The sequence below is a fragment of the Elizabethkingia occulta genome (assembly GCF_002023715.1).
GTDB classification, from domain to species: domain Bacteria; phylum Bacteroidota; class Bacteroidia; order Flavobacteriales; family Weeksellaceae; genus Elizabethkingia; species Elizabethkingia occulta.
Genome location: NZ_MAHX01000020.1, coordinates 37,221 through 61,761 on the forward strand (window position 1 = coordinate 37,221; position 24,541 = coordinate 61,761).

Sequence of the window (24,541 nt, forward strand, 5' to 3'; positions counted from 1 at the left end):
TAGCCTTTGTTGAGGTAGAAAATATGAAAAAATTAAGCACTGGAAATATAATCGCCAGACTCTTTAAGATCGGAATGAACTTCCGGGGTTGGTTTATTTCCGCATTTATTATATCTGTTGTTCTGGCTGTAGTAGGAACATACCGGCCTATACTAACCAAAGATGTTGTGGATAATGACATTATTAAGGAGAAGAATTTCGACTTACTAATGCATGACGTTTACCTCCTGATAGGCTTGGTTGCTGCTGAAACAATCCTGAACTTCGGTTTGGTATATTTGTCCAATTACATTTCGCAAAATGTAATCCGCGATATCCGGGAGCGTTTGTACCGTAAACTTATCTATTTCAAAACTTCATTTTTTGATAAAACAGCTATTGGTAATCTGGTAACCCGTGCTGTTGGGGATGTGGAGACAATTGCTACTGTATATACAGATGGATTTCTAATGGTTTTCGGAGATGTATTGCGTGTGGTATTGGTACTGGTAGCTATGTTTAATGTAAACGTTCAGCTCAGCTTTATTGCGCTGGCCATTTTACCCATTATGTTATTGGTTACAAGATTTTTCCAGAAAAGATTGAAGAAAGCTTTTGGAGATGAGAGAACCTGGACTGCTACTCAGAATAGTTTTGTACAGGAAAGACTTGCCGGTATGTCTTTAATACAGGTATTCAACCGCCAGAAAGCCGAATTTGAAAAATTCGATGATATTAACCAACAATTGAAGGGAGCGCTTTTGCGAACCGTTTTCTTTTTCTCTTTATTCTTTCCGGTAGTAGAACTTATCTCTTCTGTATCTATAGGACTAATTCTGTTCTACGCAGGTTATAATGCATTAACAAGTAGTGATGCCAGCCCGGGAGATGTTATTGCATTTATTCAGTTTATCAGTATGCTGATTCGTCCACTTCGTCAGATTGCAGACCGATTCAACAATATCCAGAGAGGTCTGGTTGGTGCAGAACGTGTACTCGGTATTATGGACGAGGACAATGCAATGCCTAATAACGGAACTGTAACAAAAGACAAAGTTGAAGGGAAAATCGAATTCCAGAAAGTACATTTCTCTTATGATGAAAAACAGGAAGTATTAAAGGGGATAAGTCTGAAAGTAGAACCAGGACAATCTGTTGCTATTGTCGGGGCTACGGGAGCCGGAAAATCTACCATTATTACGCTTATTACAAGATTCTATGATATTAATTCCGGGAAAATATTATTGGATGATATAGATCTTAGGGATTATGAACTTCATCATCTGCGCAGCCATATTGGTGTTGTACTACAGGATGTATTTTTATTCCATGGCTCTATTTATGAGAACCTTACTTTAGGTGAAGATATTCCTTTGGAAAGAATAAAAAAGGCTGCGCAAGAGATTGAAGTAGACGAATTTATTGAAAAACTTCCGGGTGGATACGATTATGTTGTAAGCGAAAGAGGCTCTTCTATTTCATTAGGCCAGCGTCAGTTATTATCGTTCCTAAGAGCTTATTTAACAAATCCAAGCATTCTGATTCTGGATGAGGCTACATCTTCTATAGACCATGAATCTGAGAAACTGATTCAGAAAGCAACGGAAAAAATTACAAAAAACAGAACTTCTATCATTATAGCGCATAGACTTTCCACCATTGTAAATGCAGATAAGATTATTGTAATGGATCAGGGTAAGATTGTAGAGGAGGGCAAACATGAGGATCTATTGCAAAAAGATGGCTATTATGCCACACTTTATAAGGCACAGTTGCACAGAGAAGCAGATGATGAGGATGTAAAATTAGAAGCATAATATAGGGATCATTTTAGGAAATTGTTATCTTTAAGAAAGAATTGGACCTATGAAGAAGACGATTTACGATAAAAAGGATATCCGGAATTATGTAAAAAGCGTTATCGCTGATAAAATCCAAACGCTGGAGAAATTTGTGCATTTTACAAAAGAAGCCAGTAAAGACATCAAAAAAACTCCTAAATACGATAGTGTCCGGGAAGAAGCACATGAAGAAATCTACCAGATGCAAAGGCAGTTGGCAGAGCTTCATAAGTTGCAAAACGGAATGGCCCGTGTCCTGAATTCTGAGATGTCGGTTATTCAGTTAGGGGCATTGGTGATTACTAATAAAGCCCGTTTTTATATTTCCGTTTCGTTGGGGGAATTTTTCTTTGAAGGAGACAGAATGTATGCAATCTCTGAAGAAAGTCCTATGGCAAAAATGATGATTGGAAAGAAGGTTGGTGATGAGTTTGTTCTCAACCGTATTCATCAAAAAATTGAAGAAATATTTTAAAGGTTGGAATTCTGAATTTATAAGCAAAAAGAGGTTTCTAAACACAAGTCTTTATTTTTACATTTATATACCCGGGTTCTTTATTTTTTTGTCTTGTATCTTGAATATTTTTTCTATCTTTGCAGCTTAAAATTAACCGGGACGAGTTCCCTCAAAATTAATTATTTATGTCAGTAAAAATTAGATTACAAAGACACGGTAAAAAAGGGAAGCCTTTTTTCCACATTGTTGTAGCAGATTCAAGAGCTAGAAGAGATGGTAGATTCATCGAAAGACTAGGATCTTACAACCCAATCACTAACCCTGCAACTATCGACTTGAATGTTGATGCTGCTGTAAAGTGGTTAAACAACGGTGCTCAGCCAACTGACACTGCAAGAGCTATTCTTTCTTACAAAGGTGCTCTTTACAAAAAACACCTTCAAGGTGGTGTAGCTAAAGGAGCATTTGACGAAGCTGAAGCTGAAAAAAGATTCAACGCTTGGTTAGAAGCTAAAGAAACTAAAGTACAAGGTAAAGTAGATGGTTTATCTCAAGCTAAGGCAGACGCTAAGAAAGCTGCTTTAGAAGCTGAGACTAAAGTAAACGAGGCTAGATTAGCTGCTGTTGCTCAGGCTGAGGCTGATGCTAAAGCTGCTGAAGAAGCTGCTAACGCACCTGTTGCTGAAGAAGTAGTTGCTGAAGAGACAACTGAAGAAACTCCAGCTGCTGATGCTTCTGAAGAAAACGCTGAAGCTTAATACAAAATTTGCCTGATGCGTAAAGAAGAATGTTATTTTCTTGGTAGAATTACCCGCAGACATGGCCTTTCGGGCAACGTAATCCTGAAAATGGATACCGATCAACCCGAATTTTACAGTAAAATGGAATCAATGTTCATTGAAATCAATGGACTATTGGTTCCGTTTTTTGTTGATAAACTGTCATGGAGTAAAGGTGATTCTTTAAATATCCTGTTTAAAAACTCTAACGAAGCTTTGGTAGATCAGGTGATCGGAAAGGAGGTATACCAACCTCTTTCATCCCTGCCAAAACTATCCGGAAAACAATTCTATTACCACGAAATTGTTGGTTATGAGATTAAAGATACCGAAGGGAAATCTTACGGTCTTATCCGTTCTGTAAATGATCAGACTGCGCAACACTATTTCATTTTGGTACTTAATGATAAAGAAGTTGTTGTTCCTATAATTAAAGACTGGATTATTGCTCTGGATCGAGAAGAAAAAGTTATGACAATGCAGTTGCCGGAAGGGCTTCTGGATGTGTTTACAACCTCTTCAAAGAAAGATGAGTAATTATAAGATAATGATCGGAAGAAATTTCGGTCATTTTTTTTACTATATCCTTAATTATAAATGCAGTATTAAACCTTGTTAGGTTCAATAATAATCCGGACAAGGTTTTCTTAGTTGTAGAAAAGGTTCCGAAAAGGAAGTAATGAATGCAAAATATTAAAACATCGTAGGTTTCCGAAACTTATAGCGTTTGATTTTTATCCACTAATGCGAAAAGCTGAGTATATATGGATAAGTTAATTTTAAAAATAAATATATCAGGGATCAGGCACAAAAGTAAGGACTACGTAAAAAGTTGAGTTAATCTGAATAGAAAAAAGGGATCAGGTGAAAATTGTGCTAATCTGAATAAGAAAAATTCTTTGTCTTTTACTCCTCTAATCTGCATTCTAAAGTTTTCGATTTTTTATCTGAATGAGATTCACCTTCTTTATTAAGAATTAAGATAGCGTTCCTCTGGAACGCCGTGAATTTTCATAAATTATAATCTATAGAGATAAAGCTCCTTATTCATTATGATGAGCCATATTTCATAATACAACAAATCAGAAAATGCTCCGGAGGAGCCTGATCTGTGTAAAAAAACAGGTGCATCAGAAAGTAAGTATTCCAGGGGAATACTATCTCACAGCAGTGAATATTTTCTCTGTATCTCCCCAGAAAAATGTAACTGATCCTATATCAGCAATCAGTGTATTCCTAAGGGATGCTATTTTAGTGGAATACTAGTCTCAAAATTAATATAGTCATGCTTCTCCAGATTTTATTACTGATCCGGGATTATTTCAGCTTAATCATTTCCTTCAATTTTTCAATTTTTTCCAGCATCAAATTAAAGAATGCTTTCCTGTCTCTGTTGCCGGAAGTATTTAGTGACTTTGAATTTTTAATCTGATGTTCAAAATAGCTTAATGTTTCTGCACAAACTGCGGGATCATTCATCATAATATAGCCAAACATATTGAAAGGAAGAAAGTAAGAGCTTTGTTTCCCATTTTTAAAAAGAATACTATTGTTCAGAATAACAAGGTCGTTTACATAGATCTGAAAGTTGGGGTTCTGCAATGTTTTCTGTTCCAGATTTGTAATCAGCTCCTGTAATTCTTCCAGAATTTGTAATACAGTTGTGGTATTCAGCATTCTGATTTCATGATAAAAAGAGACTTGCTGAAGGATACTGTTAATTGTTGTTTCGTTCCATATTTCAGTAACATTTTGCTGTTCATAAAACTCTTTCAGAGCCTCATTTTTGCCAGAATGGTGTTGTAGACTGAATTCACTGAACGGGCTTAGAAATTGATCCTGATTCAGCAGATTTATCCAGACATAAAACTTAAATTTTGATAGAATAGAATCTGAAATTGTATAAAAAAACGGGATGTCTTTTGCAGAATAGTATACCTGTGAGTTCTCATTTTCCTGAAAGACATGAAGCATCTTGAGCGAGTTCTCAAAATAACTTAGTAAATCGTTAGTTGTTTTTATTGGTTGGGTCCGCTTTACAACCATTTGATTTTCTGCGCCCAGAAACTGATCCAGAGAAATCTGGTAATGTTTTGCCAGCTCAAGTGCTTCTTCAAAGCTAAATTTTGCCTTTGATGAAGATCTTCTGTGTGCAGCGTCATAACTAATGTTGAGAATATTAGCGATTTCATCATTCAAAGATTTTTCACCAATCTTTTTACGGATTTCTTTCAGTAAATATTCCTGATACATAATTTGCGTTTTTCACAAATGTATAATTTTTATTAATGCTTTTCCACATTTAGTATTGTGATTTTCACATTTAGCTTTGGAGTATAATTTAAAAATATAAAGCAATGAAAAATTCTGTGATATTATTACTGGTACTATGTCTGATCTTGGGTTCTTGTGTCAGTTTCAGTAAGAAAATGATAAAAGATGATTTGACGGTTATAACAAAGGATAATGTGAATTTGATAGAAGGGAAATACTATTCCGAAGGATATGAACATATTAATTCGAGCCTGAATAAATCTGAAAAAGCAGAAGGGTTTTCTAAAATGTTGAATCAGAAAGGCAAAGTGAAATCTGAAGAGATTGATGAGGTAAAAATAATACTAAAACCTTTAGCTAAAAATAAAGCCTATAAACTAGAGTTTAAGCTGACAAAGAATGATTCTGTGAGATATGTTTTTAAACATAATGCAAAACTAAAAAATGGATTGCTTCTATTGGAAAATTATACATCAGAATGCCATGGAATTCCCTATTTGCTTGGAGGTTGTCAAAATTTTCAGTCGAGGATAGGGCTTACAAAAGATAATCATCTTTTAATACAGGATTATTATGAAAACTCAGGAGCTGCATTGTTTATTATGTGGGCTGGCTATAGTATTAATTATGCGGAGAAATATAAGAGAATTCAATAATTGTGAATGTAAAGTCATGAAAAATATACCTTATATTCTGATTGTAACTCGGTTTATCCTTGCTCTGGTTATTTTAATTCTTGCCTATTTAAAACGAGATGAATTGCGAATACTGCTTCTAATACTAATGTATTTGGGTCTGTTTACTGATATTTTCGATGGTATTATCGCCCGGAAAACGGGAGTGTTCTCGGAAAAACTTCGGCGATTGGATAGTCAGACCGATTTAATTTTCTGGTTGTGTATTGGTTTTGCAACTTATCTGCTGAATCCTGAATTGATAAAAGAACACTGGGGAGGTATTGCGTTAATTTTTATAATGGAGGCTTTGTGTTATATAATAAGCCTTGGCAAGTTTGGAAAAGAAACCTGTACACATGCTTTCCTATCCAAGCTATGGGGATTGAGTTTATTGTTCGCATTTACTGGTTTAATAGGCTTTCAACAGGCAGGATTCTTTTTTTACCTGGCTATTATTTTAGGGTTTGTATCACATCTGGATGTTATTCTTATTGTTTTATTTCTTCCGAAATGGCAGCATGATGTACCAAGTTCTTATCATGCTTGGCAAATCCGAAAAGGAAAAGATATTAAATAGAACATTTATCTGAACGGCTAAAGCCCAAAGAACTATATAATTTTCTTAACTTTGCAAACGTTAATTTTTACATCATGCATAAGCAGACAATTAAAGAAGTTTTAGAAAATTACAAAAAATTCTTGCATCACGATATCACCGTGTATGGGTGGGTACGTGCGTTTCGTTCAAACAGGTTTATTGCCTTAAACGATGGTTCAACAATCAATAATTTGCAAATCGTAGTTGATTTCGAAAATTTTGATGAGAATCTTATCAAGAATATAAATACTGCTTCTTCACTGAAAATTGTTGGCGAAGTGGTGGAAAGTCAAGGAGCCGGACAGACGGTTGAAATTATTGCTAAGAAAATTGTTGTACTTGGGGATAACTTTACAGAAGAATTGCAAAGTACTATACTTCAACCAAAGAAGCATAGCTTGGAAAAACTTCGTGAACAAGCTCATCTAAGATTTAGAACCAACTTATTTGGTGCTGTTTTCAGAGTACGTCATGCTGTTAGCTTTGCGATTCACTCTTTCTTCAACGACAGACAGTTTTTCTATCTGAATACACCTGTGATTACAGGAGCAGATGCTGAAGGTGCGGGAGAAATGTTCGGTGTTACCAATTTTGATCTGGATAATATTCCAAGAACAGAAGAAGGTGTTATAGATTATACACAGGATTTCTTCGGAAGAAAAACTAACCTTACTGTTTCAGGACAGTTGGAAGGAGAAACTGCAGCAATGGGATTAGGAAGAATTTATACATTCGGGCCTACTTTCCGTGCAGAAAACTCTAATACAACACGTCACCTTGCAGAATTCTGGATGGTAGAGCCTGAGGTAGCTTTTAATAACCTGGAAGATAACATTGACCTCGCTGAAGATTTCTTAAAATATGTAATTCAGTATGTTTTAGATAAATGTAAGGACGATTTAGAATTCCTGGATAAGCGTTTTGCTGAAGAGCAAAAGCAAAAACCAGAAAAGGAAAGAGCAAAAGAAGGCCTTATCGAGAAGTTGGAAAATGTAGTTGCAAAGAGATTTAAGCGTGTAAGCTATACTGAAGCAATCGACATTCTTTTGAACTCGAAAGAAAATAAAAAAGGAAAATTTGTATATCCTGTTGAAAAATGGGGTACAGACCTTCAGTCTGAACATGAAAGATACCTTGTTGAAAAGCATTTTGAATGTCCTGTAGTGCTATTTGATTACCCTGCAGAGATTAAAGCATTCTACATGCGTCTGAATGAAGATAACAAAACTGTAGCTGCTATGGATGTTCTTTTCCCTGGTATTGGTGAGATTATCGGAGGTTCTCAGAGAGAAGAGAGATTAGATGTTCTGAAGAAGAAAATGGAGGATATGCATGTAGATCAGGAAGAACTTTGGTGGTATTTAGATACCCGTAAGTTTGGTTCTGTTCCACATTCAGGATTTGGTTTAGGACTGGAAAGATTAGTTCTTTTTGTTACAGGAATGACCAACATCCGTGATGTGATTCCTTTCCCAAGAACGCCTAAGAGCGCAGAATTCTAAAGATAATAAATAAAAAGCCCTTAGAGATTTCTCTAAGGGTCTTTTTATGAAAACGAATTTCAACAGCAAAAATCGTGCAGTTTTATTTTTTTTAAAATAAAAATGTTTAATTTCGTAGAGTTAATCTACAATGTAGTTAAGTAGAAATACCTATGCTGAAACAAAATTTACAGATAAAACTTGGCCAGAAAATGGCACCACAACAAATTCAGTTGATGAAGCTTATCCAGCTTCATACTCTTGAATTTGAAGAAGAATTACAACGGGAGCTGGAAGAAAATCCGGCGCTGGAAAAAGCTGTGGACGAGGCTAAGGAAGATGATTATTCGGATATTGATAGTAGTTACGATGATGAAGGAACGGAGTCTATAGAAACTGATTTCGATGTAAATGAATACCTGTTTGATGACGAACCTTCTTATAAAACTGCGGCGAGTAACTATTCGCCGGACGATGAGGAATTCGATAACCAATCTTTGCTTACTGAAGGACAGTCTTTGTACGATTATCTTATAGAGCAGATCCGATTGACGAAGATTGGCGAAGAGGATTTGAAAATAGCAGAATATATTATAGGTAACCTCGATAACGACGGTTATCTGAGAAGAGATATAAAGTCTCTGGTTAACGATATGGCTTTTTCATTAGGAATATATACAACACCTGAAAATGTTGAAGATGTATTAACCAATTATGTACAAAAACTGGACCCGCCAGGAGTAGCAGCAAGAGATCTGAAAGAATGCCTTCTGCTCCAGATTGAGAAAAAAGTAAGCGGAAATCCGGCAGTGTCATTGGCACATAATATTCTGCTTCACCAGTTTGATGCTTTAAGTAACAAGCATTATAACAAAATCATGCATAAGTATGACGTAGAAGAGGACGATCTGAAAGATGCGCTTGATGAGATATCCAAGTTATCTCCTAAAGTAGGTGGTAATTTCGATACGCAGACAATTACAATCAATCAGGAAATTATTCCGGATTTTGTCATTAATGTAAAGGACGGAAAAGTTACAGCCGCACTTAATAGTAAGAATGCTCCTCAGCTACGTGTTTCAGATGAGTATAAAGAGATTTTAACAACTTACTCACACGATAAAACATCTCAGGAGCATAAGCAGGCAGCCTTGTTTATCAAGCAAAAGCTGGATGCTGCAAAATGGTATATAGATGCTATTAACCAGCGTCAGAATACATTGATGCAGACCATTAATGCTATTATAAGGTTACAGAAAGATTATTTTATTACCGGAGATGATAAAAGTATAAAGCCAATGATCTTGAAAGATGTGGCAGATATTACAGGTTTTGATATTTCTACAATCTCTCGTGTAGTGAAAAGTAAATATGCAGATACACCTAACGGTATCGTTTATCTGAAGAATCTTTTCTCGGATAGTCTTACAAATGATGACGGTGAAGAGGTTTCCACGAAAGAGATTAAAAATCATTTGCAGGATATTATAGACAAGGAAAATAAAAGAAAACCTTATACCGACGATGCATTGGTAGGAATGCTGAAAGATAAGGGATACAATATTGCCCGACGTACTATTGCTAAATACAGAGAGCAGCTAAATATTCCGGTAGCAAGATTAAGAAAAGAATTATAAAATAAAAAGCGCTGAATTCAGCGCTTTTTTTATTGTTCGTTTTCGATATTTTTCAATTGTTGAAGATTTCTAGAAAGCTTTTTCATCAATATGCCGTAAATAAGCTTGTAGTATAATAATATTAGCAGTACACATACAATACAGGAAATAATAATTCCTACAATAAAGCCGGCATATTTACTATCACTAATCTGTATATGCTGTTGTTGTATATAGATTACCGGGAACAAAGTGATGAGTAGCAAGAAGCACAGTAAAAACAAAATATTAACCAGTATAAAACGATTAACCGATTTCTTGAAAGAAATAATCTGCAGGATAAAACTTTTAAGATTACTTTCTACATCTATCTTTTTATATTTTCGGAAGAAAACCCAGACATAGAAAAGAATTATGAGAAGGCTGATCATTTTAAATACAAAGTAGATGTTGTGGAAAGTTGCTTTTACATTTTCGTTAATCTGTATTCCCAGCTGAGAAAGCTGAGTGAAATAAGCATCTCCGTTCTCATGACGTAGCCACGCAGAAATATTAAGGATAAGGAAAAGTGCAAATTCAGCAACGCTGACCCAGAAAATAAATTTCACATAATTACGCGATTTCTTATTCAAGATTTCCAATATCTCCGAATCCTGATACTTAGGGCCTGTTTCCTGTTTTTGCCAGGCATTTTTCAGTTGGTCTATGTCAAAATCATTCTGCATGTTGGGTCATTAAGTCTTTTAGAGTTTTTTTCAATCGGTTCATCTTTACACGGGCATTCACTTCTGTAATCCCAATATTTTCAGCAATATCTTTATAAGGTATATCGTCCAGATACATCATTACAATAGCTCTGTCAATATCTCCCAGCATTTTAATAACTTTATAAAGCAGGGTTATTTGTTGCTGGTTATCATCATTATCATCGTCTATTGGCTGATGAAAATCTGCCAGTTCATCGGTTTTAACAGTTCTGGTTGTCTTTCTGAATAATGTAATGGCTGTATTAAGTGCTACACGATACATCCAGGTTGATATTTTAGAGTTTCCTTTGAATGTGTCGTAAGAACGCCACAATTGTAACACGATTTCCTGAAAAAGATCTTGCTGATCATCGGGCGTGTTGGTATACATCCTTGCCACTTTAATGATCAGGCCTTGGTTTTCTTTAACCAGTTTAGAGAAATCTTTTTCCTTCTGTGACATTTATTTTTTTCAGAAAGTGATGAATGGTGAAATTTTTTCACGAAGATAGAAAAAAAGACATAATTACTTGCCAGTTTGTGACTGATACTTTATAGTTTTTGTGAAATAATGAATACAATTACAATCTTTAGATTTTGTAATTCGTTGTCCCGACTGTTTAATTGAGAGGAAAACTATATCTTTGCAGCCGACAAGCGCGGCCTGTTGATCCGTAAGGGTAGGAAAGTCCGGACACCATAGGGCAGCATAGCGGTTAATGGCCGTCATCCGTGAGGGTAGGACAAGTGCAACAGAAAGCAAGTACAGTTCGGCTGTAGTGAAACCAGGTAAACTCTATGTGGTGCAATGCTATGTATACCGGCAATTAAGGGCGGCTCGTCCAATGCCGGGGGGTAAGCAGCTACATCGTATCGGCAACGGTACGGGCAGATAAATAACAGGCATCCCGCTCCCAAGGGAGCGGGATACAGAATCCGGCTTATAGCGCTTGTCTTTTTATTTTTCGTTTTCCAGACTGGTCTTAGAGGCTTCCAATTCACTGGCTTCTTCATCACTAAGGACAGGAAACTTTAAATCCATTTTTTCCAGAGTCTGTGTTATAATCTGACAGGCAGTAAGTCTTGTAAACCATTTATTATCGGCTGGTAATATATGCCAAGGTGCATATTCTGTAGATGTTTCGTTAATGGCTTCTTCATAAGCCTTTTGATATTTATCCCAAAGGGCCCTTTCTTTAAGGTCGCCTGAGGAAAACTTCCAATTTTTTTCCGGTTCATTAATGCGGTCTAAGAGACGCTTTTTCTGTTCATCTTTAGAAACATGAAGGAAAAACTTTATGACTTTTGTTCCATTTTCGGATAGGTGCTTTTCAAAATTACGGATACTTTCGTAGCGGTTGTTCCAGAATTTATCGTCAAAGTCTTTAACATCTTTCCATACTTTCTCACCCAGATTGTATTCCGGATGTACCTTGCAAATCAGAACACTTTCATAATGAGAACGGTTGAAAATTCCAATTTTTCCCTTTTCAGGTAGTGCAAGATAATGCCTCCATAGAAAATCGTGTGTATATTCTTTTGAGCTTGGTGTTTTAAAACTGGTAACCTGACAACCTTGTGGATTAATACCACTCATAACATGTTCTATAAGACTGTCTTTTCCTGCAGCATCCATAGCCTGAATGATAATCAGAAGAGACTTGCTTCCGTCTGCATATAACTTTTCCTGAAGCTTATGAAGTTTCTTTTTTTCTTCATCCAGTAAAGTTATTCCTTCGTCTTTGGTCATTTTACCCTCGTATCGGGTTGATGTTTTTTTTATAGAAAATTTGTCTTCAGCAATAAAGTCGTTCAAATCTTTACTCATATATTTTTGTATTTATATAAAGATAAAAATATTTTTTAAGAAATACTTTGAAATTAGAGGTTTGGAGGTGATATTGAATATTCTTTTTTATGAGTAAATAGAGTATCTGTAATGGAAATAATATTTTTGAGAAGTAGTAACACTCAGATTTTATAGCCACTTAGTGCTTGCTTCAGTAGCTTAGTGTATTTTGAAGGGCTGACTTTTGTTAATGTTATAGAATTACATCCATTAAAACTGGCAAAGCGTTCTATAGCTTCGGCAAAAACTCCAATCCATGATTCAATATCGATATTGGTATTCTCAATATGCATGTTTATAAGCTCAAGCTTTTTAATGCTTCTATGCGCCTTACAGTCGACCCTGCCAATAAATGTATTTCCGTATAAAATAGGTAAACAGAAATATCCATATTGCCTTTTTTCTTTAGGTAAATAACATTCAAGACGAAAATCAAAATTGAAAAGTTGTTTAAAACGGTCGCGATGGATAAGTGAGTTATCAAAAGGAGATAAAAGTTTAATTTCTGAGGAAGAAGAGTCTGTTTCTTTTTCGATTAAATCCTTGCGGATGTACATTGGAGAAATCCCGGTGGTTTCTGTTTTTTGTATTATTTTATCCTCAACCATCGATTGTAGGACTTGTTCCACGTTTTTTCTTAAAATAGAGTCTGATCTAAGGTGGGTTATTTGCTTTAGGGTAGTGAGTCCATAGGCACGAAGATGTGTTTTGACCAGATATTCTGCAAGTTCAGTGGGAGTTGGCATTGTTAAGTCAATCGTTTCAGGCAATACCCTTTCACTAATATCATATATTTTCTGCATACCATCGCGGCCGCTAATCATGAGATCACCTTGCATAAAAAGTCTTTCAAGGGCAAGTTTTGCAGGTTTCCAATTCCACCAGCTTCCTGCGGTTTTTTTCTCATTCTCGAAATCTTTAGCTTTTTTGGGATCTTCAGTGCGAATAGTATCTATTACATATTGCATGACTTTGGGATCGGCATTATAATACTGAGATTGATTATTTTTGAAACTCAACATTTGGGGTAAAGCATACCGGTAGTCTTTCATAGGGAGATATGATGCTGCGTGAAACCAATATTCAAATATTTTGCGCTCTTTTAGCAAATCGTCCAGATAATTTGTTTTGTAATCATCTATTCTTGACCATAAAGTATGATGATGAGCACGCTCAACGACTGATAAAGTATCTATTTGTACGTAGCCGAGATGTTCCAAAGCATTGAGTACAGCATTCTTGCCTGTTCCGAATATAGGAGTTTGAGCCAATCCCTGGCTTTCTAATGTTATTAGTTGAAGATCCTGTAGTGTCAGTGTTTTTTTCATATTTTCTTTTGTCCGCTGTTTAGCAAAGCTAAAATACAATTGTGACAACAATATGTCAGTAGAAAAAATCGGACTTAGAATATCATATTACTGAAAATAAAAAAACACCTTAATCAAGGTGTTTTTCTTATCTCTGGTTTCTTTTACTTTTTGTTAGAAGGAGTTACGTTTCCTGCAATCCAGATTACGCTTCTCTGGCTTTCCGGATCATTGGAATAAACCTCGATTAGCTTTTTAAAAGTTCCTGTAAATTTAGTGTCATAGCCAACTTTTAGTTTTGCACTTTTCCCCGGAAGGATAGGATCCTTACTCCATTGTGGTGTTGTACATCCGCAAGAAGCTTTTACATTTGTAAGGATAAGAGGCTTGTCTCCTGTATTGGTGATGGTGAAGAACCTTTCTCCGTTTGAGTTCTGTGCAATGTCACCATATTCTAATGTCGTTTTGTCAAAGGCTATAGACTGAGCAGAAACTGCTGCAAATGCACCAGTTAAAAACAATCCTAAAAATAATTTTTTCATTTCGAATGAATTTTTATAAGGTTAGTTTAAATAACAAAATTAGTCAATTATTTGGTACTGAGTTTTTATTTTCATCTCCTTTCCCGTATTTTTGCAACTTATCTCATAAAAACATTAATTATCAAACTAATGGAAATTTCCGACAAGTACAATCCGCAACAAGCAGAACAAAAGTGGTACCAATATTGGCAGGAAAATAAATTTTTTCATTCCGAGCCAGATGAAAGAGAGCCATATACTGTCGTCATACCACCTCCAAATGTGACAGGGATTTTGCACATGGGGCATATGCTTAATAATACATTACAGGATGTACTAGTTCGTCGTGCACGTATGCGTGGTTATAATGCATGCTGGGTTCCCGGAACAGATCATGCTTCTATTGCTACAGAAGCTAAAGTAGTAGCTAAATTGAAAGCTGAGGGAATTTCTAAGCAGGATATCGGGCGCGAGAAGTTTTTAGAGCATGCCTGGGACTGGACGCACCAATATGGTGGAACAATTCTGGAGCAGTTAAAAAAATTAGGATGCTCTTGTGACTGGGACAGAACCCGTTTCACAATGGAAGATGATCTGTCTAAAGCAGTTATCAAAGTATTCGTGGATCTTTATAATAAAGGACTTGTTTACCGTGGTTATAAAATGGTAAACTGGGATCCGGAAGCAAAAACAAATATCTCTGATGAGGAGGTAATCTATAAAGAGCAAAACGGTAAATTATATTTCCTGAAATATCAGATCGTAGGTTCAGATGAGTTCCTTACAGTTGCTACAACACGTCCGGAAACAATATTTGGCGATACTGCTGTATGTATCAATCCTAATGACGAACGTTATACACATCTGAAAGGTAAAAAAGTAATTGTACCAATTGTAGGGCGTGAAGTTCCTATTATTGAAGACGATTATGTTGATATAGAATTTGGTACCGGAGCATTGAAGATTACTCCGGCTCATGATATCAATGACTACGAAATTGGCCAGCGTCACCAGTTAGAGATTATAGACTCTATGGACGATAATGCTGTTCTTAATGAAAACGGGAAGCACTATCAAGGCAAAGACAGATTTACAGTAAGAAAAGAAATTGCGAAAGAGCTTGAAGAAAAAGGTCTTTTTTTGAAATCTGAAGACTATCTGAATAAAGTAGGTACATCCGAAAGAACAGGAGCCGTAATAGAGCCGAAAATCTCTGTACAGTGGTTCCTGAAGATGAGTGAAATGGCAAAGCCTGCGTTGGATGTTGTAATGGATGATGAAGTTAAATTCTATCCGGAGAAATTCAAGAATACCTATAGACACTGGATGGAGAATGTACACGACTGGAATATATCCCGCCAGCTATGGTGGGGGCACAGAATTCCGGCCTATTATTATGCATCTGGTGAGAACGATTTTGTAGTTGCTGAAACGATTGAAGCAGCATTAGAACTTGCAAAACAAAAAACGGGTAATGCAGAACTAACAACTGATAACCTAAGACAGGATGAAGATGCATTAGATACATGGTTCTCTGCATGGTTATGGCCAATGTCAGTATTCGATGGTATTACTGAACCAGACAATAAAGATATCAATTATTACTATCCGACTTCGGATTTGGTAACTGGACCAGACATTATCTTCTTCTGGGTAGCCCGTATGATTATGGCCGGATTAGAATTCAAAAACCAGGTTCCGTTTAAAAATGTATACTTTACCGGAATTGTAAGAGATAAACAGCGTCGTAAGATGTCTAAATCTTTAGGAAACTCTCCGGATCCGATTGAACTAATGGATAAATATGGTTCTGATGGTGTAAGAGTAGGGATTTTGTTAAGCTCGGCGGCAGGTAATGACCTTATGTTCGATGAAGATTTAATGCTTCAGGGACGTAATTTTGCAACTAAAATTTGGAATGCGTTCAAGCTGACACAAAACTGGAAGAAAGAGGATAAAGAGATTTCTGAGGAAAGTGCACAAGCTATCGAATGGTTTGAAGCAGAATTCAATAAGACCGTTGCTGCAATTAATGACCAGTTTGAGAAGTTCAGAATTTCTGATGCATTACATTTATTGTATAAATTAGTTTGGGACGATTTCTGCTCATGGTACCTGGAAATTGTAAAACCAAACTATGGGGAGGCTATCAGTCAGCAGGTATATGACAAAACAATAGAGTTCTTCGGAAATCTAATGAAGTTCTTGCATCCTTTCATGCCATTCCTGACAGAAGAGATTTGGCAGGCGATTGCAGAGAGACAAACTTCTGAAGCGCTAATTATTACCCAACAAAATAAGGAAACAGCTTTTGACGCTGATGTTCTTAAAAACTTCGAGCAATCGAAGGAAATCGTTTCAGGAGTAAGAAACTACCGCCAGAGCAAAGGTATTTCTCCAAGAGAAGAAGTTGAGGTTTATACTAATATTTCTCGGTTCGAAAATGAAGCTGTTATCAAAAAACTGGCTAATGTTTCGGAGATTCATTATGCGCAAAAAACGGATAAACCAAGCTTTACATTCCTTGTAGGTGCAGTGGAGTGTTCTATCCCGTTAAGCGAGAATCTTGATCTGGGTGAGGAGAAAACCAAGACAGAAGAAGAGCTGAAGTATCTGAAAGGTTTCCTTATCTCCGTTGAAAAGAAGCTTAGTAATGAAAAATTCATGGCTGGAGCTCCACAACAAGTTGTAGATAATGAGCTGAAAAAACAAAAAGATGCTCAGGATAAAATAACATTATTGGAAGAGAAACTGAAAACTCTTTAAAAATTATAAAAATGTTTCGACTTAGTAAAGTGTAGACTTTGTGTCACGCTGAGCGAAGTCGAAGCGTTTTTTTTTATCATAAAATATTTTGTAAATTTCTTTCATGTTCCTGATTAATAGTCGGATATTGAAAGAGTATTATGTTTATATTATTAAGTGTGCAGATAACTCCTATTATACAGGAGTTACAAGAGATTTGTTACAACGCTTGCAACAACATGAATCAGGATATAATCCCAAAAGTTATACACATAATCGTAGACCTGTTAGATTAGTTTACTATTGTGTATTTTCAGATATAAATGATGCAATTTTATTTTAAAGGCTGGAGTAGAAAAAAGAAAGAAGCTTTGATAGATGAAAATTTTAATAAACTTAAAGAATTATCCGCTTGCATGAACAATACACACTTTATTAACTATCAAAAAGATAAAGAAGACTTCGACTCTGGCTCAGCCTGACAATTTTGCTGAATAATTTTGGCGGGATAGTTGTAAATAAACATTATCTTTAATTATTATTGAATCGTAATGAATCATATAGAAAACATACAGAAGCTTTTTTCTAAGAATTTTGTAGAGTCACCATTGCTGGAAAGTTTTGATGCAGGAAAACTGGTAATTACTACAGGAGAAATTGTGGCCAGTGATCCACTGATTACACCAGATAAGGAGGCTTTTGATCAACAATTTCCAACAGGGGAATTTGCTGTAAACATCCATAAAGAAAGAGAAAGTAATTGTGTTGCTTATGCTGAAGTCGTATTTCAGGAAGCTAAGATTACAGATTGGAAACTGGCAACAACAAAAGGGCAGAACGTAAAAGATTTAGCCGAAGGAGAAGTATTCGGATATCCTGTAGAAAGCGGAATGGGCTGTTTTATGGACTATGAAACTCAAAAGTTGCTCAATGCTTTGGAACAGGAAATGTTTGAGAAAAAAGCAGATGATTTTGAAGGAATTTATGCAGAGTTTTTCCATGAGCATTTTTATGAGCAAGATGGTGCAGTACACCAATATACACTACTAAAACCTTACTCGGATAAAACTAATAACATTTTTGCCTTTGAAGCTGGATTCGGAGAAGGCTTCTATGCGAGTTATATAGCCTATGATGTAAATGGCATTCCTGTAAAATTAATTACCGAATTTATTGAAATAGTAGTAGATTAGTCCTTGAAATTTTTTTGATAGTATTATAATGAAATTTTCAAATCATATACCCAAAATTGTAGTAGTAGGAAGTTCATCAATAGATTTGGTGCTTACAACCGAGCATCATCCGCGTATCAATGAAACAGTACTGGCTACCCAAACCGAAAATTTCTTTGGTGGAAAGGGTGCTAATCAGGCTGTAGGAGCCAGCAGGTTAGGAGCAAAGGTATATTTTGTAGGATGTGTTGGTAAAGATACTAACGGCAAGCATGTACTGGAAAATCTTGTAAATGAAGGTGTAAACGTCAATTTTGTAGAGGAAAATTCCGATTATCCTACTGGTACGGCCTATGTTACTTCTGCGCATGGCAAGATCAGTATTATAGTTGCACCGGCTGCTAATAATTTTATAACTACAGCTGATATAGACAAAGCTGAAGCAGAAATTGCTGAAGCGGATATAGTATTAACGCAGTTGGAAATTCCGGTTGAGGTAGTGGAATATCTTTTTGAAATTTGCAAAAAGCATAATACCAGAATTGGGCTTTATGCTTCACCTGCAAAGTTTATAGGAGAAGATATTGCAGAGAAAGCAAATTTTATTGTAATTAAAAGTAATGATTTGTCTGTTGTATTCGGAGAAGAAGGACGTGATAAAGTCCTGAAAAAACTACCGAATAAATTATTTATTCGCGACGATACTAACTCTACAGTTTATTTTAATGGAGAGGAAATGAAGTACTATCGTAACGCACCGGATACTATTGCATATAAAATGGGGATGGGAGATGCATTTACTTCAGGTTTTGCAATTGCTCTTTGCCATGGAAATGAAATAGATGAATGTGTAAGATTTGGTAATGAGGTGTCTTTGAAAGCATCTGCTAATAAAGGTTCTCAGAAGGGATTGCCATATTTGAAAGATTTCAGTTTTTAAGCTATTTACTGCATACAGAAAGTCTGAATAAAATATATTATATTGAGAATAAAAATCCACCTTTAAGTGGATTTTTTCTTTTACCAAAGATATGAAGGAAGTAATTCTGAAAACCCGTGATGGCGTCAATATTATAGCTCATCTTTTTCAACCCGATACAAGTAATGGTAAATTATTACTAATTAATTCTGCAACAGGAGTAAAGCAGCAGGTTTATTTTGGTATTGCCCAATACTTTGCTGAGAATTCCTTTACTGTCATTACCTATGATTATCGGGGGATAGGACTCTCTAAACCTTCAGACATGCGTAACTTCAATTCCGATGCTATTTTATGGGGTAAAGAAGATTTTGGAGTTATTACTGCTTATATTAAAGAAAATTTTTCTGATTATCAGAAATATTGTTTGGGACATTCTGTAGGGGCTCTAATACTGGGTATGAATGCTGATTCGGAAATGTTTGAGAAATTTATTTTTGTTGGAACCCAGAATGCATATGTTGGAAATCTTAAATGGAAGACCAGAATTGAGGCTTATCTGGGCTTTGGAGTTGTACAACCTTTAATCACAAGATTATTCGGCTATTTTCCGGCGCAATGGTTTGGGTTGGGAGAAAGTCTGCCAAAAGGAAATGCTTTCGATTGGAGAAAATTAATTCTGAATAAAAAATCTACGAATAAACTTCTGGAGCGTACAGAAAGCTTTGCTGAAAATCTTAATCATAAGGTATTTGTAATTCGTGCTGAGGATGATGTATGGCTAACAGAAAAAGGAGTTAAGAGCCTGCTGAATGATACTTATCCGAATATGAAACCTACGTACCGACTGATAAAGGTGTCGGAATCTGAAAAAGGAGAAATAGGACACATCAATTTTTTCCGCAGCTATAATCGGAAATTGTGGAAAATTATCCTGAACGAAATAACATAACCAGACAATTTTCGATCATTATATTCTGTTTTTTCAAGGCTACAATGTATATTTGTTGTGGTCTAAATGGATTTTTAAATCTAATCTCAAACCGCTAGTAGCTGGTTCAATAAATACACTTAAGGTACCTATGATGGGTGTTCTAAGACATATATAGAGAGTTTACCTAAATTTAAAATCTTTGGTTTTTTAAATTTTTATGTTTTCTGAAGGGAACTGTTGTAATAAATAGCTTTTCGCTAAAGTGTTTAAAAAAAAGTATTGGGTTTTTAATCTGTTTTTAACAGTAAAATTTATATTTCCGGTAATTGATAATCAAACAATAAAATTTAATTCATGAGCGATTTAATTTCTAAAACAATTGAATTTGTAAAGAAAAAACTTGAAGGAGCAGAAGCTGGACATGACTGGTTTCATATTGAAAGAGTATGGAAACTTTCTCATAAGATTGCCGAGACAGAAAAATGTAATACGGAAGTTGTTGAGTTAGGAGCATTATTACACGATATCGCGGATCCTAAATTTCATAATGGTGATGAAAACATAGGCCCGGATACAGCAAAAGCATTTTTAGAAAGTCAGAATGTAGACGAAGATACTATTCAGCAGGTAATCTTTATTATCAGAAATATATCATTTAAAAATAGAAATGAGGCGCCAAAAGAAAAGCCTATAGAATTACAGGTTGTTCAGGATGCAGATCGTCTGGATGCTATCGGGGCAATAGGAATTGCAAGGGTTTTCAATTTCGGCGGTTTTAAAAATAATCCTATCCATATTCCCGGGGAAGAGCCAAGGCTTAATTTGTCAAAAGAAGAATACAAGAAATCTTCAGGTACTACCATAAATCATTTTTATGAAAAACTTCTATTGTTGGAAGGAATGATGAATACTGATACAGGAAAAAAAATGGCAGCAGTAAGACACCAGTATATGGAAAACTTTCTACAGCAATTTTATGACGAATGGAATGCAGTAGTGTAGAGCTATTCCACAGAAAATCTTATTTTTGTTGAAAATTATGATGTACGCTATTACCATAATACTCTTTATATTTCTTTGCCTTTCGTTATTGTTATCCACAATAAGAACGGGGAGATTGGCAATTTCTATAAAAATACTTCGCTGGGTTATTACTATCGGAGGTATTGCTTTCTTTAGCTGGTGGTTTTTCAAAAAAAGCTTTCCGAGGCTTACAGATAATTCATTGTCGGTGCAAATCATTAATAACTTGCAGCAGCCGATAGATTTTTATACAGTAAGAATAAATAAAAGCCCGGAAGCAGGAGATGTTGTCAATCATTTAGGCACTATAAGATCCGGATATTACAGGATAGAATATTTTAATGTGAAAAATTCCGATGAATATTGGTTAATGGGCTTTATTGGGAAGAAAAAGCTGGTATATTTTTCTCAACATGCTGTTGTAAACAAAAATGAAGATCAGCTGGTAGAAGTACGAAATTACATTAATCAAAGTCAGCGCTTGTCAGATTTGGGTATCAAAAAAGTGAATGTTTATGTTAATGATACGGTTACAGAAGCTATCTGGATTACTTTAGATTTTCTTCTTATATTCCTTAATCTGGTACTGCTTCTTCGTAAGAGAACACTCAGAGTGGAACATTAATTATTTGGCTTACAGAACAATATAAAACCCCTTTTTTAAGGGGTTTTTATTTTTTTTATAATAAAATGTTAAAAAAAGTTGTTGTAATGTTAAGAGAAATTAATATATATTTGATATAGTCTTTTTTGGAGACAATTGAATGTAAGTTAAAGTAAAGAAGAATTAGTATGAACAAAAAAGTGTTACAGGTTTCGTGCCTTGTAGCGGCCTTTTATTTTAGTGCCGACGTACATGCTCAAACCAAAAAAAGTGATACTGTGACCAAGGAAAAGGCTATTGAAGAGGTAGTTATGATTGGTTATGGTAGTCAGAAGAAGGAAAATGTTACCGGAAGTATTGGCGTGGTTAGTGCCAAAGATCTTGCGGATAAACCTAATCCCAATCCAATTAGTTCCATTCAGGGAAAAGTTGCAGGGGTTCAGATTCAGAACTCTGGAGCTCCCGGAGGATCCCCCAGAGTAGATATTCGGGGAATTAGTTCCCTTTCCGGAAAGACAGTATTTATTGTTGATGGAATGATTACAGATGATATCTCTTTCCTTAATCCACAGGATGTAGAATCAATGAGTATTCTGAAAGATCCATCCAGCTTAGCGATTTTTGGAGCCCGAGCTAGTAATGGTGCGGTTATTATCAAAACTAAATCAGGAAAAAATAAAACGGTATTCAATTTTAGCTCTTATATAGGCGTTAAAACGGTAACCAATGTTCCTAAAATGGCTAATTCAGATCAGTATGTAGAGCTTTATAATGAAAAGCTAAGAAATGAAGGAGTTACTGATCCTACCAAATTTATTTCAAGAGCAAATTATCCTGCAAATACCAATTGGTTTGATGAAGTACTGAAAACTGGATTTATCAGCTCGAATGATCTTTCTGCATCAGGGAATATAGGAAAAAAGCTTAATTATTTTGCTAGTATAGGCTATTTAGATGATGGCGGAACTTTGGCAGCAGGAAGGGGAGTAAGCTCCGGAAATAATTTTAAAAGACTCAACACTAGGTTAAATCTTACTTATAAAATTAATGATAATATTTCCATAGGTAACAACTTTACTTGGTCACATATTAATACGAATAATGCTAATAATCCTTTATTAACAGCTTATTCAGCTCCTCCGGTTTATTATCCAATAAATCCAGCGATTAATAACTATGACTATTTTTCACTTATTTCTGCGGCAAACCCAAGAGCTGTACTTGATTTATTCAGATCCAAAGATAAACAGGACAGAATTTTAAATAATATTTGGGGAGAAGTCAAATTCTTAAAAGATTTTAGTTTTAAAGCTAGTTATACCATAGATAATACGAATCTGTATAAATATGAATATACAGCGATTAGTGATTATAATCCGAATAAACCAGCAATACCATCAAATCTTATAACGAGAGACACAAGAGGCCAGGATTATGTGTGGGATAATATTTTATCATGGAAAAACAACTTTAATCAACATCATTTTGAAGTTTTAGGAGGTTTCTCACGTTCTCAACGCTATTACCGCGGAGTTTATACTAAAGTATTGAACGTTCCTTATACCGGAAGCGATAAAGATTTAGTAACGACTAATGGTACCGATTTGGTAACCTTTACCTCCAATAAAGAGGTTGGTATGGAGCCTTACAAAACTCGTATAGAGTCTTTGTTTGGAAGATTAAACTATGATTATGCAGGTAAATATTTAGTGAATGCTTCTATCCGTAGAGATGGGGCAACAGGTTTCTCTTCCAATAACAGATTTAAAACTTTCCCTGCGGTGAGTGTAGGATGGGTAATCAGTAAAGAAGGTTTTATGAGCAATCAGAACCTTTTTAACCTGTTGAAGTTAAGAGCCAGTTGGGGGAAATTGGGGAATCCAGATATAACAAGAGGATATGATAAACTTACAACTATCATTAACTCAGGAGCTTATTTTGGAGGTATAGGAAATCCTGCAGAAACAGTAACTAAAATTGTTAATCCTGATATAGACTGGGAAACGACAACAGGTCGTGATGTTGGGGTGGAAATGGCATTGCTGAATAATAAATTAAAAATTGAAGCAACGTATTTTGATAAGGATTCCAAAAATGTAGTATATGCTATCAACCAGCCTTCAATTTCAGGAGCAAGTAACTGGGCTGAGTACATAACAAATGCTTATTCATTTAATAACAGAGGTTTTGAAGCATCTGTAAATTATGATACTAAAATCAGTGAAAATATCAGATTGGGTGTTTATGCTAATATTACAACGATTAAAAATAAGATAACAAGTGTTTATCTGGATTCTTATAATGAACCAGGTGCACACTTATTTGGTAGTACTATTATAAGATTGCAAACAGGGCAGCCTGTAGGATCTTACTATGGTTATCAGGTAGCGGGAGTTTTCCAGAATCAGTCTGATATTAATGGGGCTCCACAGCAGACAAATGCTGCAGTCGGAGGATTCAGATTTGCAGACTTAGATGGTAATGGAGTTATTGATGCCAGAGATAAAACGTTCTTAGGAAGTCCGATTCCAAAATATACTTATGGTTTTGGATTTAATCTTAGTGTGTACGATTTCGATTTTGCAATGGATTTCCAGGGGGTTCAGGGTAATAAGATTTATAATTATAACAGGGAACAGCGTTACGGAAACGAAAACTGGGATTTGGATTTCTACAAAAACAGATGGCAGGGGGCAGGAACTTCCAATTCTTATCCAATGACAACAAATAATCAGGCAATTATATTGCCAAGTAGTTTCTTTGTTGAAGATGGAAGTTTCTTCAGAATCAGAAATATTCAGTTAGGTTATACACTGCCTAAAGAGTTTACGAAGCAGTTATCTGTTCAGAAACTAAGATTGTATTTCAGTGCACAAAACCCGTGGACAAGCTTCAAATACAATGGATTCTCTCCGGAGATTATGAACAGTGACAGAGTACAGATGGGTATTGATAATAATATCTATCCGATTTCGGCGATTTATACTTTTGGTATGAACCTAACCTTTTAATTAAAGAT

The 24,541-nt window shown here is 35.5% G+C and carries 22 protein-coding genes and 1 other RNA gene; 17 read left to right on the forward strand and 6 right to left on the reverse strand.

Features of this window, described 5'->3' with window-relative positions; translation table 11 throughout:
- Positions 1 to 23: 23 nt before the first annotated feature.
- The 4 genes from BAZ10_RS16230 (at position 24) to rimM (ending at position 3,593) form a co-directional block, all read left to right on the forward strand.
- A complete protein-coding gene (locus BAZ10_RS16230; RefSeq protein ID WP_078772921.1) occupies positions 24 to 1,796 on the forward strand; it encodes an ABC transporter ATP-binding protein in 1,773 nt (590 codons plus the stop codon).
- Positions 1,797 to 1,845: 49 nt separating this feature from the next.
- Positions 1,846 to 2,295, forward strand: coding sequence for a GreA/GreB family elongation factor (locus tag BAZ10_RS16235; protein WP_078772922.1), 450 nt, complete (start codon positions 1,846 to 1,848; stop codon positions 2,293 to 2,295).
- A 167-nt stretch (positions 2,296 to 2,462) separates the two neighbouring features.
- Positions 2,463 to 3,035, forward strand: a complete 573-nt coding sequence (locus BAZ10_RS16240; RefSeq protein WP_078772923.1) for a 30S ribosomal protein S16 — start codon at positions 2,463 to 2,465, stop codon at positions 3,033 to 3,035.
- Between the two features lie 15 nt (positions 3,036 to 3,050).
- Entirely contained in the window at positions 3,051 to 3,593 is a 543-nt protein-coding gene (gene rimM / locus BAZ10_RS16245; protein ID WP_059156612.1) for a ribosome maturation factor RimM, read from the forward strand.
- A 780-nt stretch (positions 3,594 to 4,373) separates the two neighbouring features.
- On the opposite strand, the gene BAZ10_RS16250 is transcribed toward rimM, so the two are convergent.
- Positions 4,374 to 5,309, reverse strand: coding sequence for a helix-turn-helix domain-containing protein (locus tag BAZ10_RS16250; RefSeq protein WP_078772924.1), 936 nt, complete (start codon positions 5,307 to 5,309; stop codon positions 4,374 to 4,376).
- Positions 5,310 to 5,413: 104 nt separating this feature from the next.
- Between BAZ10_RS16250 and BAZ10_RS16255 the strand changes: the two genes are divergently transcribed.
- The 4 genes from BAZ10_RS16255 (at position 5,414) to rpoN (ending at position 9,723) form a co-directional block, all read left to right on the forward strand.
- Positions 5,414 to 5,986 (forward strand): alpha-crystallin domain-containing protein, encoded by a 573-nt coding sequence (locus BAZ10_RS16255; protein WP_245803845.1) that lies wholly within the window; start codon positions 5,414 to 5,416, stop codon positions 5,984 to 5,986.
- 16 nt (positions 5,987 to 6,002) lie between these two features.
- Complete coding sequence (locus BAZ10_RS16260) at positions 6,003 to 6,584, forward strand: CDP-alcohol phosphatidyltransferase family protein (protein ID WP_078772925.1); 582 nt, start codon at positions 6,003 to 6,005, stop codon at positions 6,582 to 6,584.
- Between the two features lie 74 nt (positions 6,585 to 6,658).
- Positions 6,659 to 8,107: an asparagine--tRNA ligase gene (gene asnS, locus BAZ10_RS16265; RefSeq protein ID WP_078772926.1), complete on the forward strand. Its 1,449-nt coding sequence runs from the start codon at positions 6,659 to 6,661 to the stop codon at positions 8,105 to 8,107.
- 152 nt (positions 8,108 to 8,259) lie between these two features.
- On the forward strand, positions 8,260 to 9,723 hold the full coding sequence (gene rpoN / locus BAZ10_RS16270; protein ID WP_078772927.1) for an RNA polymerase factor sigma-54: 1,464 nt from the start codon (positions 8,260 to 8,262) through the stop codon (positions 9,721 to 9,723).
- Positions 9,724 to 9,752: 29 nt separating this feature from the next.
- On the opposite strand, the gene BAZ10_RS16275 is transcribed toward rpoN, so the two are convergent.
- Complete coding sequence (locus tag BAZ10_RS16275) at positions 9,753 to 10,427, reverse strand: hypothetical protein (RefSeq protein ID WP_009086299.1); 675 nt, start codon at positions 10,425 to 10,427, stop codon at positions 9,753 to 9,755.
- Positions 10,417 to 10,911 (reverse strand): RNA polymerase sigma factor, encoded by a 495-nt coding sequence (locus BAZ10_RS16280; RefSeq protein WP_078772928.1) that lies wholly within the window; start codon positions 10,909 to 10,911, stop codon positions 10,417 to 10,419. The genes BAZ10_RS16275 and BAZ10_RS16280 overlap by 11 nt, the downstream gene beginning before the upstream one ends.
- Before the next feature lie 188 nt (positions 10,912 to 11,099).
- Between BAZ10_RS16280 and rnpB the strand changes: the two genes are divergently transcribed.
- Positions 11,100 to 11,408, forward strand: an RNA gene (rnpB, locus tag BAZ10_RS16285) — RNase P RNA component class A.
- Here the strand turns inward: rnpB and BAZ10_RS16290 are convergent.
- From BAZ10_RS16290 to BAZ10_RS16300, 3 genes are all read right to left on the reverse strand, one after another.
- On the reverse strand, positions 11,407 to 12,276 hold the full coding sequence (locus tag BAZ10_RS16290; RefSeq protein WP_078772929.1) for a polyphosphate kinase 2 family protein: 870 nt from the start codon (positions 12,274 to 12,276) through the stop codon (positions 11,407 to 11,409). The two genes, rnpB and BAZ10_RS16290, sit on opposite strands and share 2 nt — an antisense overlap.
- A 143-nt stretch (positions 12,277 to 12,419) precedes the next feature.
- Positions 12,420 to 13,673 (reverse strand): winged helix-turn-helix domain-containing protein, encoded by a 1,254-nt coding sequence (locus BAZ10_RS16295; RefSeq protein WP_245803846.1) that lies wholly within the window; start codon positions 13,671 to 13,673, stop codon positions 12,420 to 12,422.
- Positions 13,674 to 13,768: 95 nt separating this feature from the next.
- Positions 13,769 to 14,146, reverse strand: a complete 378-nt coding sequence (locus BAZ10_RS16300) for a DUF1573 domain-containing protein (RefSeq protein ID WP_078772931.1) — start codon at positions 14,144 to 14,146, stop codon at positions 13,769 to 13,771.
- Between the two features lie 129 nt (positions 14,147 to 14,275).
- Between BAZ10_RS16300 and BAZ10_RS16305 the strand changes: the two genes are divergently transcribed.
- The 8 genes from BAZ10_RS16305 to BAZ10_RS16340 all read left to right on the forward strand — a co-directional run bounded on the left by BAZ10_RS16305 (position 14,276) and on the right by BAZ10_RS16340 (position 24,533).
- Positions 14,276 to 16,891 (forward strand): valine--tRNA ligase, encoded by a 2,616-nt coding sequence (locus BAZ10_RS16305; protein WP_078772932.1) that lies wholly within the window; start codon positions 14,276 to 14,278, stop codon positions 16,889 to 16,891.
- Positions 16,892 to 16,994: 103 nt separating this feature from the next.
- Positions 16,995 to 17,213: a GIY-YIG nuclease family protein gene (locus BAZ10_RS19450; protein ID WP_311316305.1), complete on the forward strand. Its 219-nt coding sequence runs from the start codon at positions 16,995 to 16,997 to the stop codon at positions 17,211 to 17,213.
- 208 nt (positions 17,214 to 17,421) lie between these two features.
- Positions 17,422 to 18,063 (forward strand): DUF4241 domain-containing protein, encoded by a 642-nt coding sequence (locus BAZ10_RS16315; RefSeq protein WP_078772933.1) that lies wholly within the window; start codon positions 17,422 to 17,424, stop codon positions 18,061 to 18,063.
- Positions 18,064 to 18,091: 28 nt separating this feature from the next.
- The gene (locus tag BAZ10_RS16320; protein ID WP_078772934.1) at positions 18,092 to 18,982 is read left to right on the forward strand and encodes a ribokinase; all 891 of its coding nucleotides are present in this window, start codon (positions 18,092 to 18,094) and stop codon (positions 18,980 to 18,982) included.
- A gap of 91 nt (positions 18,983 to 19,073) precedes the next feature.
- Positions 19,074 to 19,913, forward strand: coding sequence for an alpha/beta hydrolase family protein (locus tag BAZ10_RS16325; protein WP_078772935.1), 840 nt, complete (start codon positions 19,074 to 19,076; stop codon positions 19,911 to 19,913).
- A gap of 336 nt (positions 19,914 to 20,249) precedes the next feature.
- On the forward strand, positions 20,250 to 20,897 hold the full coding sequence (locus tag BAZ10_RS16330) for an HD domain-containing protein (protein WP_078772936.1): 648 nt from the start codon (positions 20,250 to 20,252) through the stop codon (positions 20,895 to 20,897).
- A gap of 37 nt (positions 20,898 to 20,934) precedes the next feature.
- Positions 20,935 to 21,543 (forward strand): hypothetical protein, encoded by a 609-nt coding sequence (locus BAZ10_RS16335; protein ID WP_245803847.1) that lies wholly within the window; start codon positions 20,935 to 20,937, stop codon positions 21,541 to 21,543.
- 167 nt (positions 21,544 to 21,710) lie between these two features.
- Positions 21,711 to 24,533: a SusC/RagA family TonB-linked outer membrane protein gene (locus BAZ10_RS16340; RefSeq protein WP_078772938.1), complete on the forward strand. Its 2,823-nt coding sequence runs from the start codon at positions 21,711 to 21,713 to the stop codon at positions 24,531 to 24,533.
- The last annotated feature ends 8 nt before the right edge of the window (positions 24,534 to 24,541 follow it).

Coding starts and splice junctions, on each gene's coding strand:
- BAZ10_RS16325 (WP_078772935.1), top strand. CDS start 19,074: ATGAAGGAAGTAATTCTGAAAACCCGTGATGGCGTCAATATTATAGCT.
- BAZ10_RS16280 (WP_078772928.1), bottom strand. CDS start 10,911: ATGTCACAGAAGGAAAAAGATTTCTCTAAACTGGTTAAAGAAAACCAA.
- BAZ10_RS16230 (WP_078772921.1), top strand. CDS start 24: ATGAAAAAATTAAGCACTGGAAATATAATCGCCAGACTCTTTAAGATC.
- BAZ10_RS16320 (WP_078772934.1), top strand. CDS start 18,092: ATGAAATTTTCAAATCATATACCCAAAATTGTAGTAGTAGGAAGTTCA.
- BAZ10_RS16235 (WP_078772922.1), top strand. CDS start 1,846: ATGAAGAAGACGATTTACGATAAAAAGGATATCCGGAATTATGTAAAA.
- BAZ10_RS16300 (WP_078772931.1), bottom strand. CDS start 14,146: ATGAAAAAATTATTTTTAGGATTGTTTTTAACTGGTGCATTTGCAGCA.
- BAZ10_RS16290 (WP_078772929.1), bottom strand. CDS start 12,276: ATGAGTAAAGATTTGAACGACTTTATTGCTGAAGACAAATTTTCTATA.
- BAZ10_RS16330 (WP_078772936.1), top strand. CDS start 20,250: ATGAGCGATTTAATTTCTAAAACAATTGAATTTGTAAAGAAAAAACTT.
- asnS (WP_078772926.1), top strand. CDS start 6,659: ATGCATAAGCAGACAATTAAAGAAGTTTTAGAAAATTACAAAAAATTC.
- BAZ10_RS16315 (WP_078772933.1), top strand. CDS start 17,422: ATGAATCATATAGAAAACATACAGAAGCTTTTTTCTAAGAATTTTGTA.
- BAZ10_RS16340 (WP_078772938.1), top strand. CDS start 21,711: ATGAACAAAAAAGTGTTACAGGTTTCGTGCCTTGTAGCGGCCTTTTAT.
- BAZ10_RS16255 (WP_245803845.1), top strand. CDS start 5,414: ATGAAAAATTCTGTGATATTATTACTGGTACTATGTCTGATCTTGGGT.
- BAZ10_RS16240 (WP_078772923.1), top strand. CDS start 2,463: ATGTCAGTAAAAATTAGATTACAAAGACACGGTAAAAAAGGGAAGCCT.
- BAZ10_RS16260 (WP_078772925.1), top strand. CDS start 6,003: ATGAAAAATATACCTTATATTCTGATTGTAACTCGGTTTATCCTTGCT.
- BAZ10_RS16250 (WP_078772924.1), bottom strand. CDS start 5,309: ATGTATCAGGAATATTTACTGAAAGAAATCCGTAAAAAGATTGGTGAA.
- BAZ10_RS16275 (WP_009086299.1), bottom strand. CDS start 10,427: ATGCAGAATGATTTTGACATAGACCAACTGAAAAATGCCTGGCAAAAA.
- rimM (WP_059156612.1), top strand. CDS start 3,051: ATGCGTAAAGAAGAATGTTATTTTCTTGGTAGAATTACCCGCAGACAT.
- BAZ10_RS19450 (WP_311316305.1), top strand. CDS start 16,995: ATGTTCCTGATTAATAGTCGGATATTGAAAGAGTATTATGTTTATATT.
- rpoN (WP_078772927.1), top strand. CDS start 8,260: ATGCTGAAACAAAATTTACAGATAAAACTTGGCCAGAAAATGGCACCA.
- BAZ10_RS16335 (WP_245803847.1), top strand. CDS start 20,935: ATGATGTACGCTATTACCATAATACTCTTTATATTTCTTTGCCTTTCG.
- BAZ10_RS16305 (WP_078772932.1), top strand. CDS start 14,276: ATGGAAATTTCCGACAAGTACAATCCGCAACAAGCAGAACAAAAGTGG.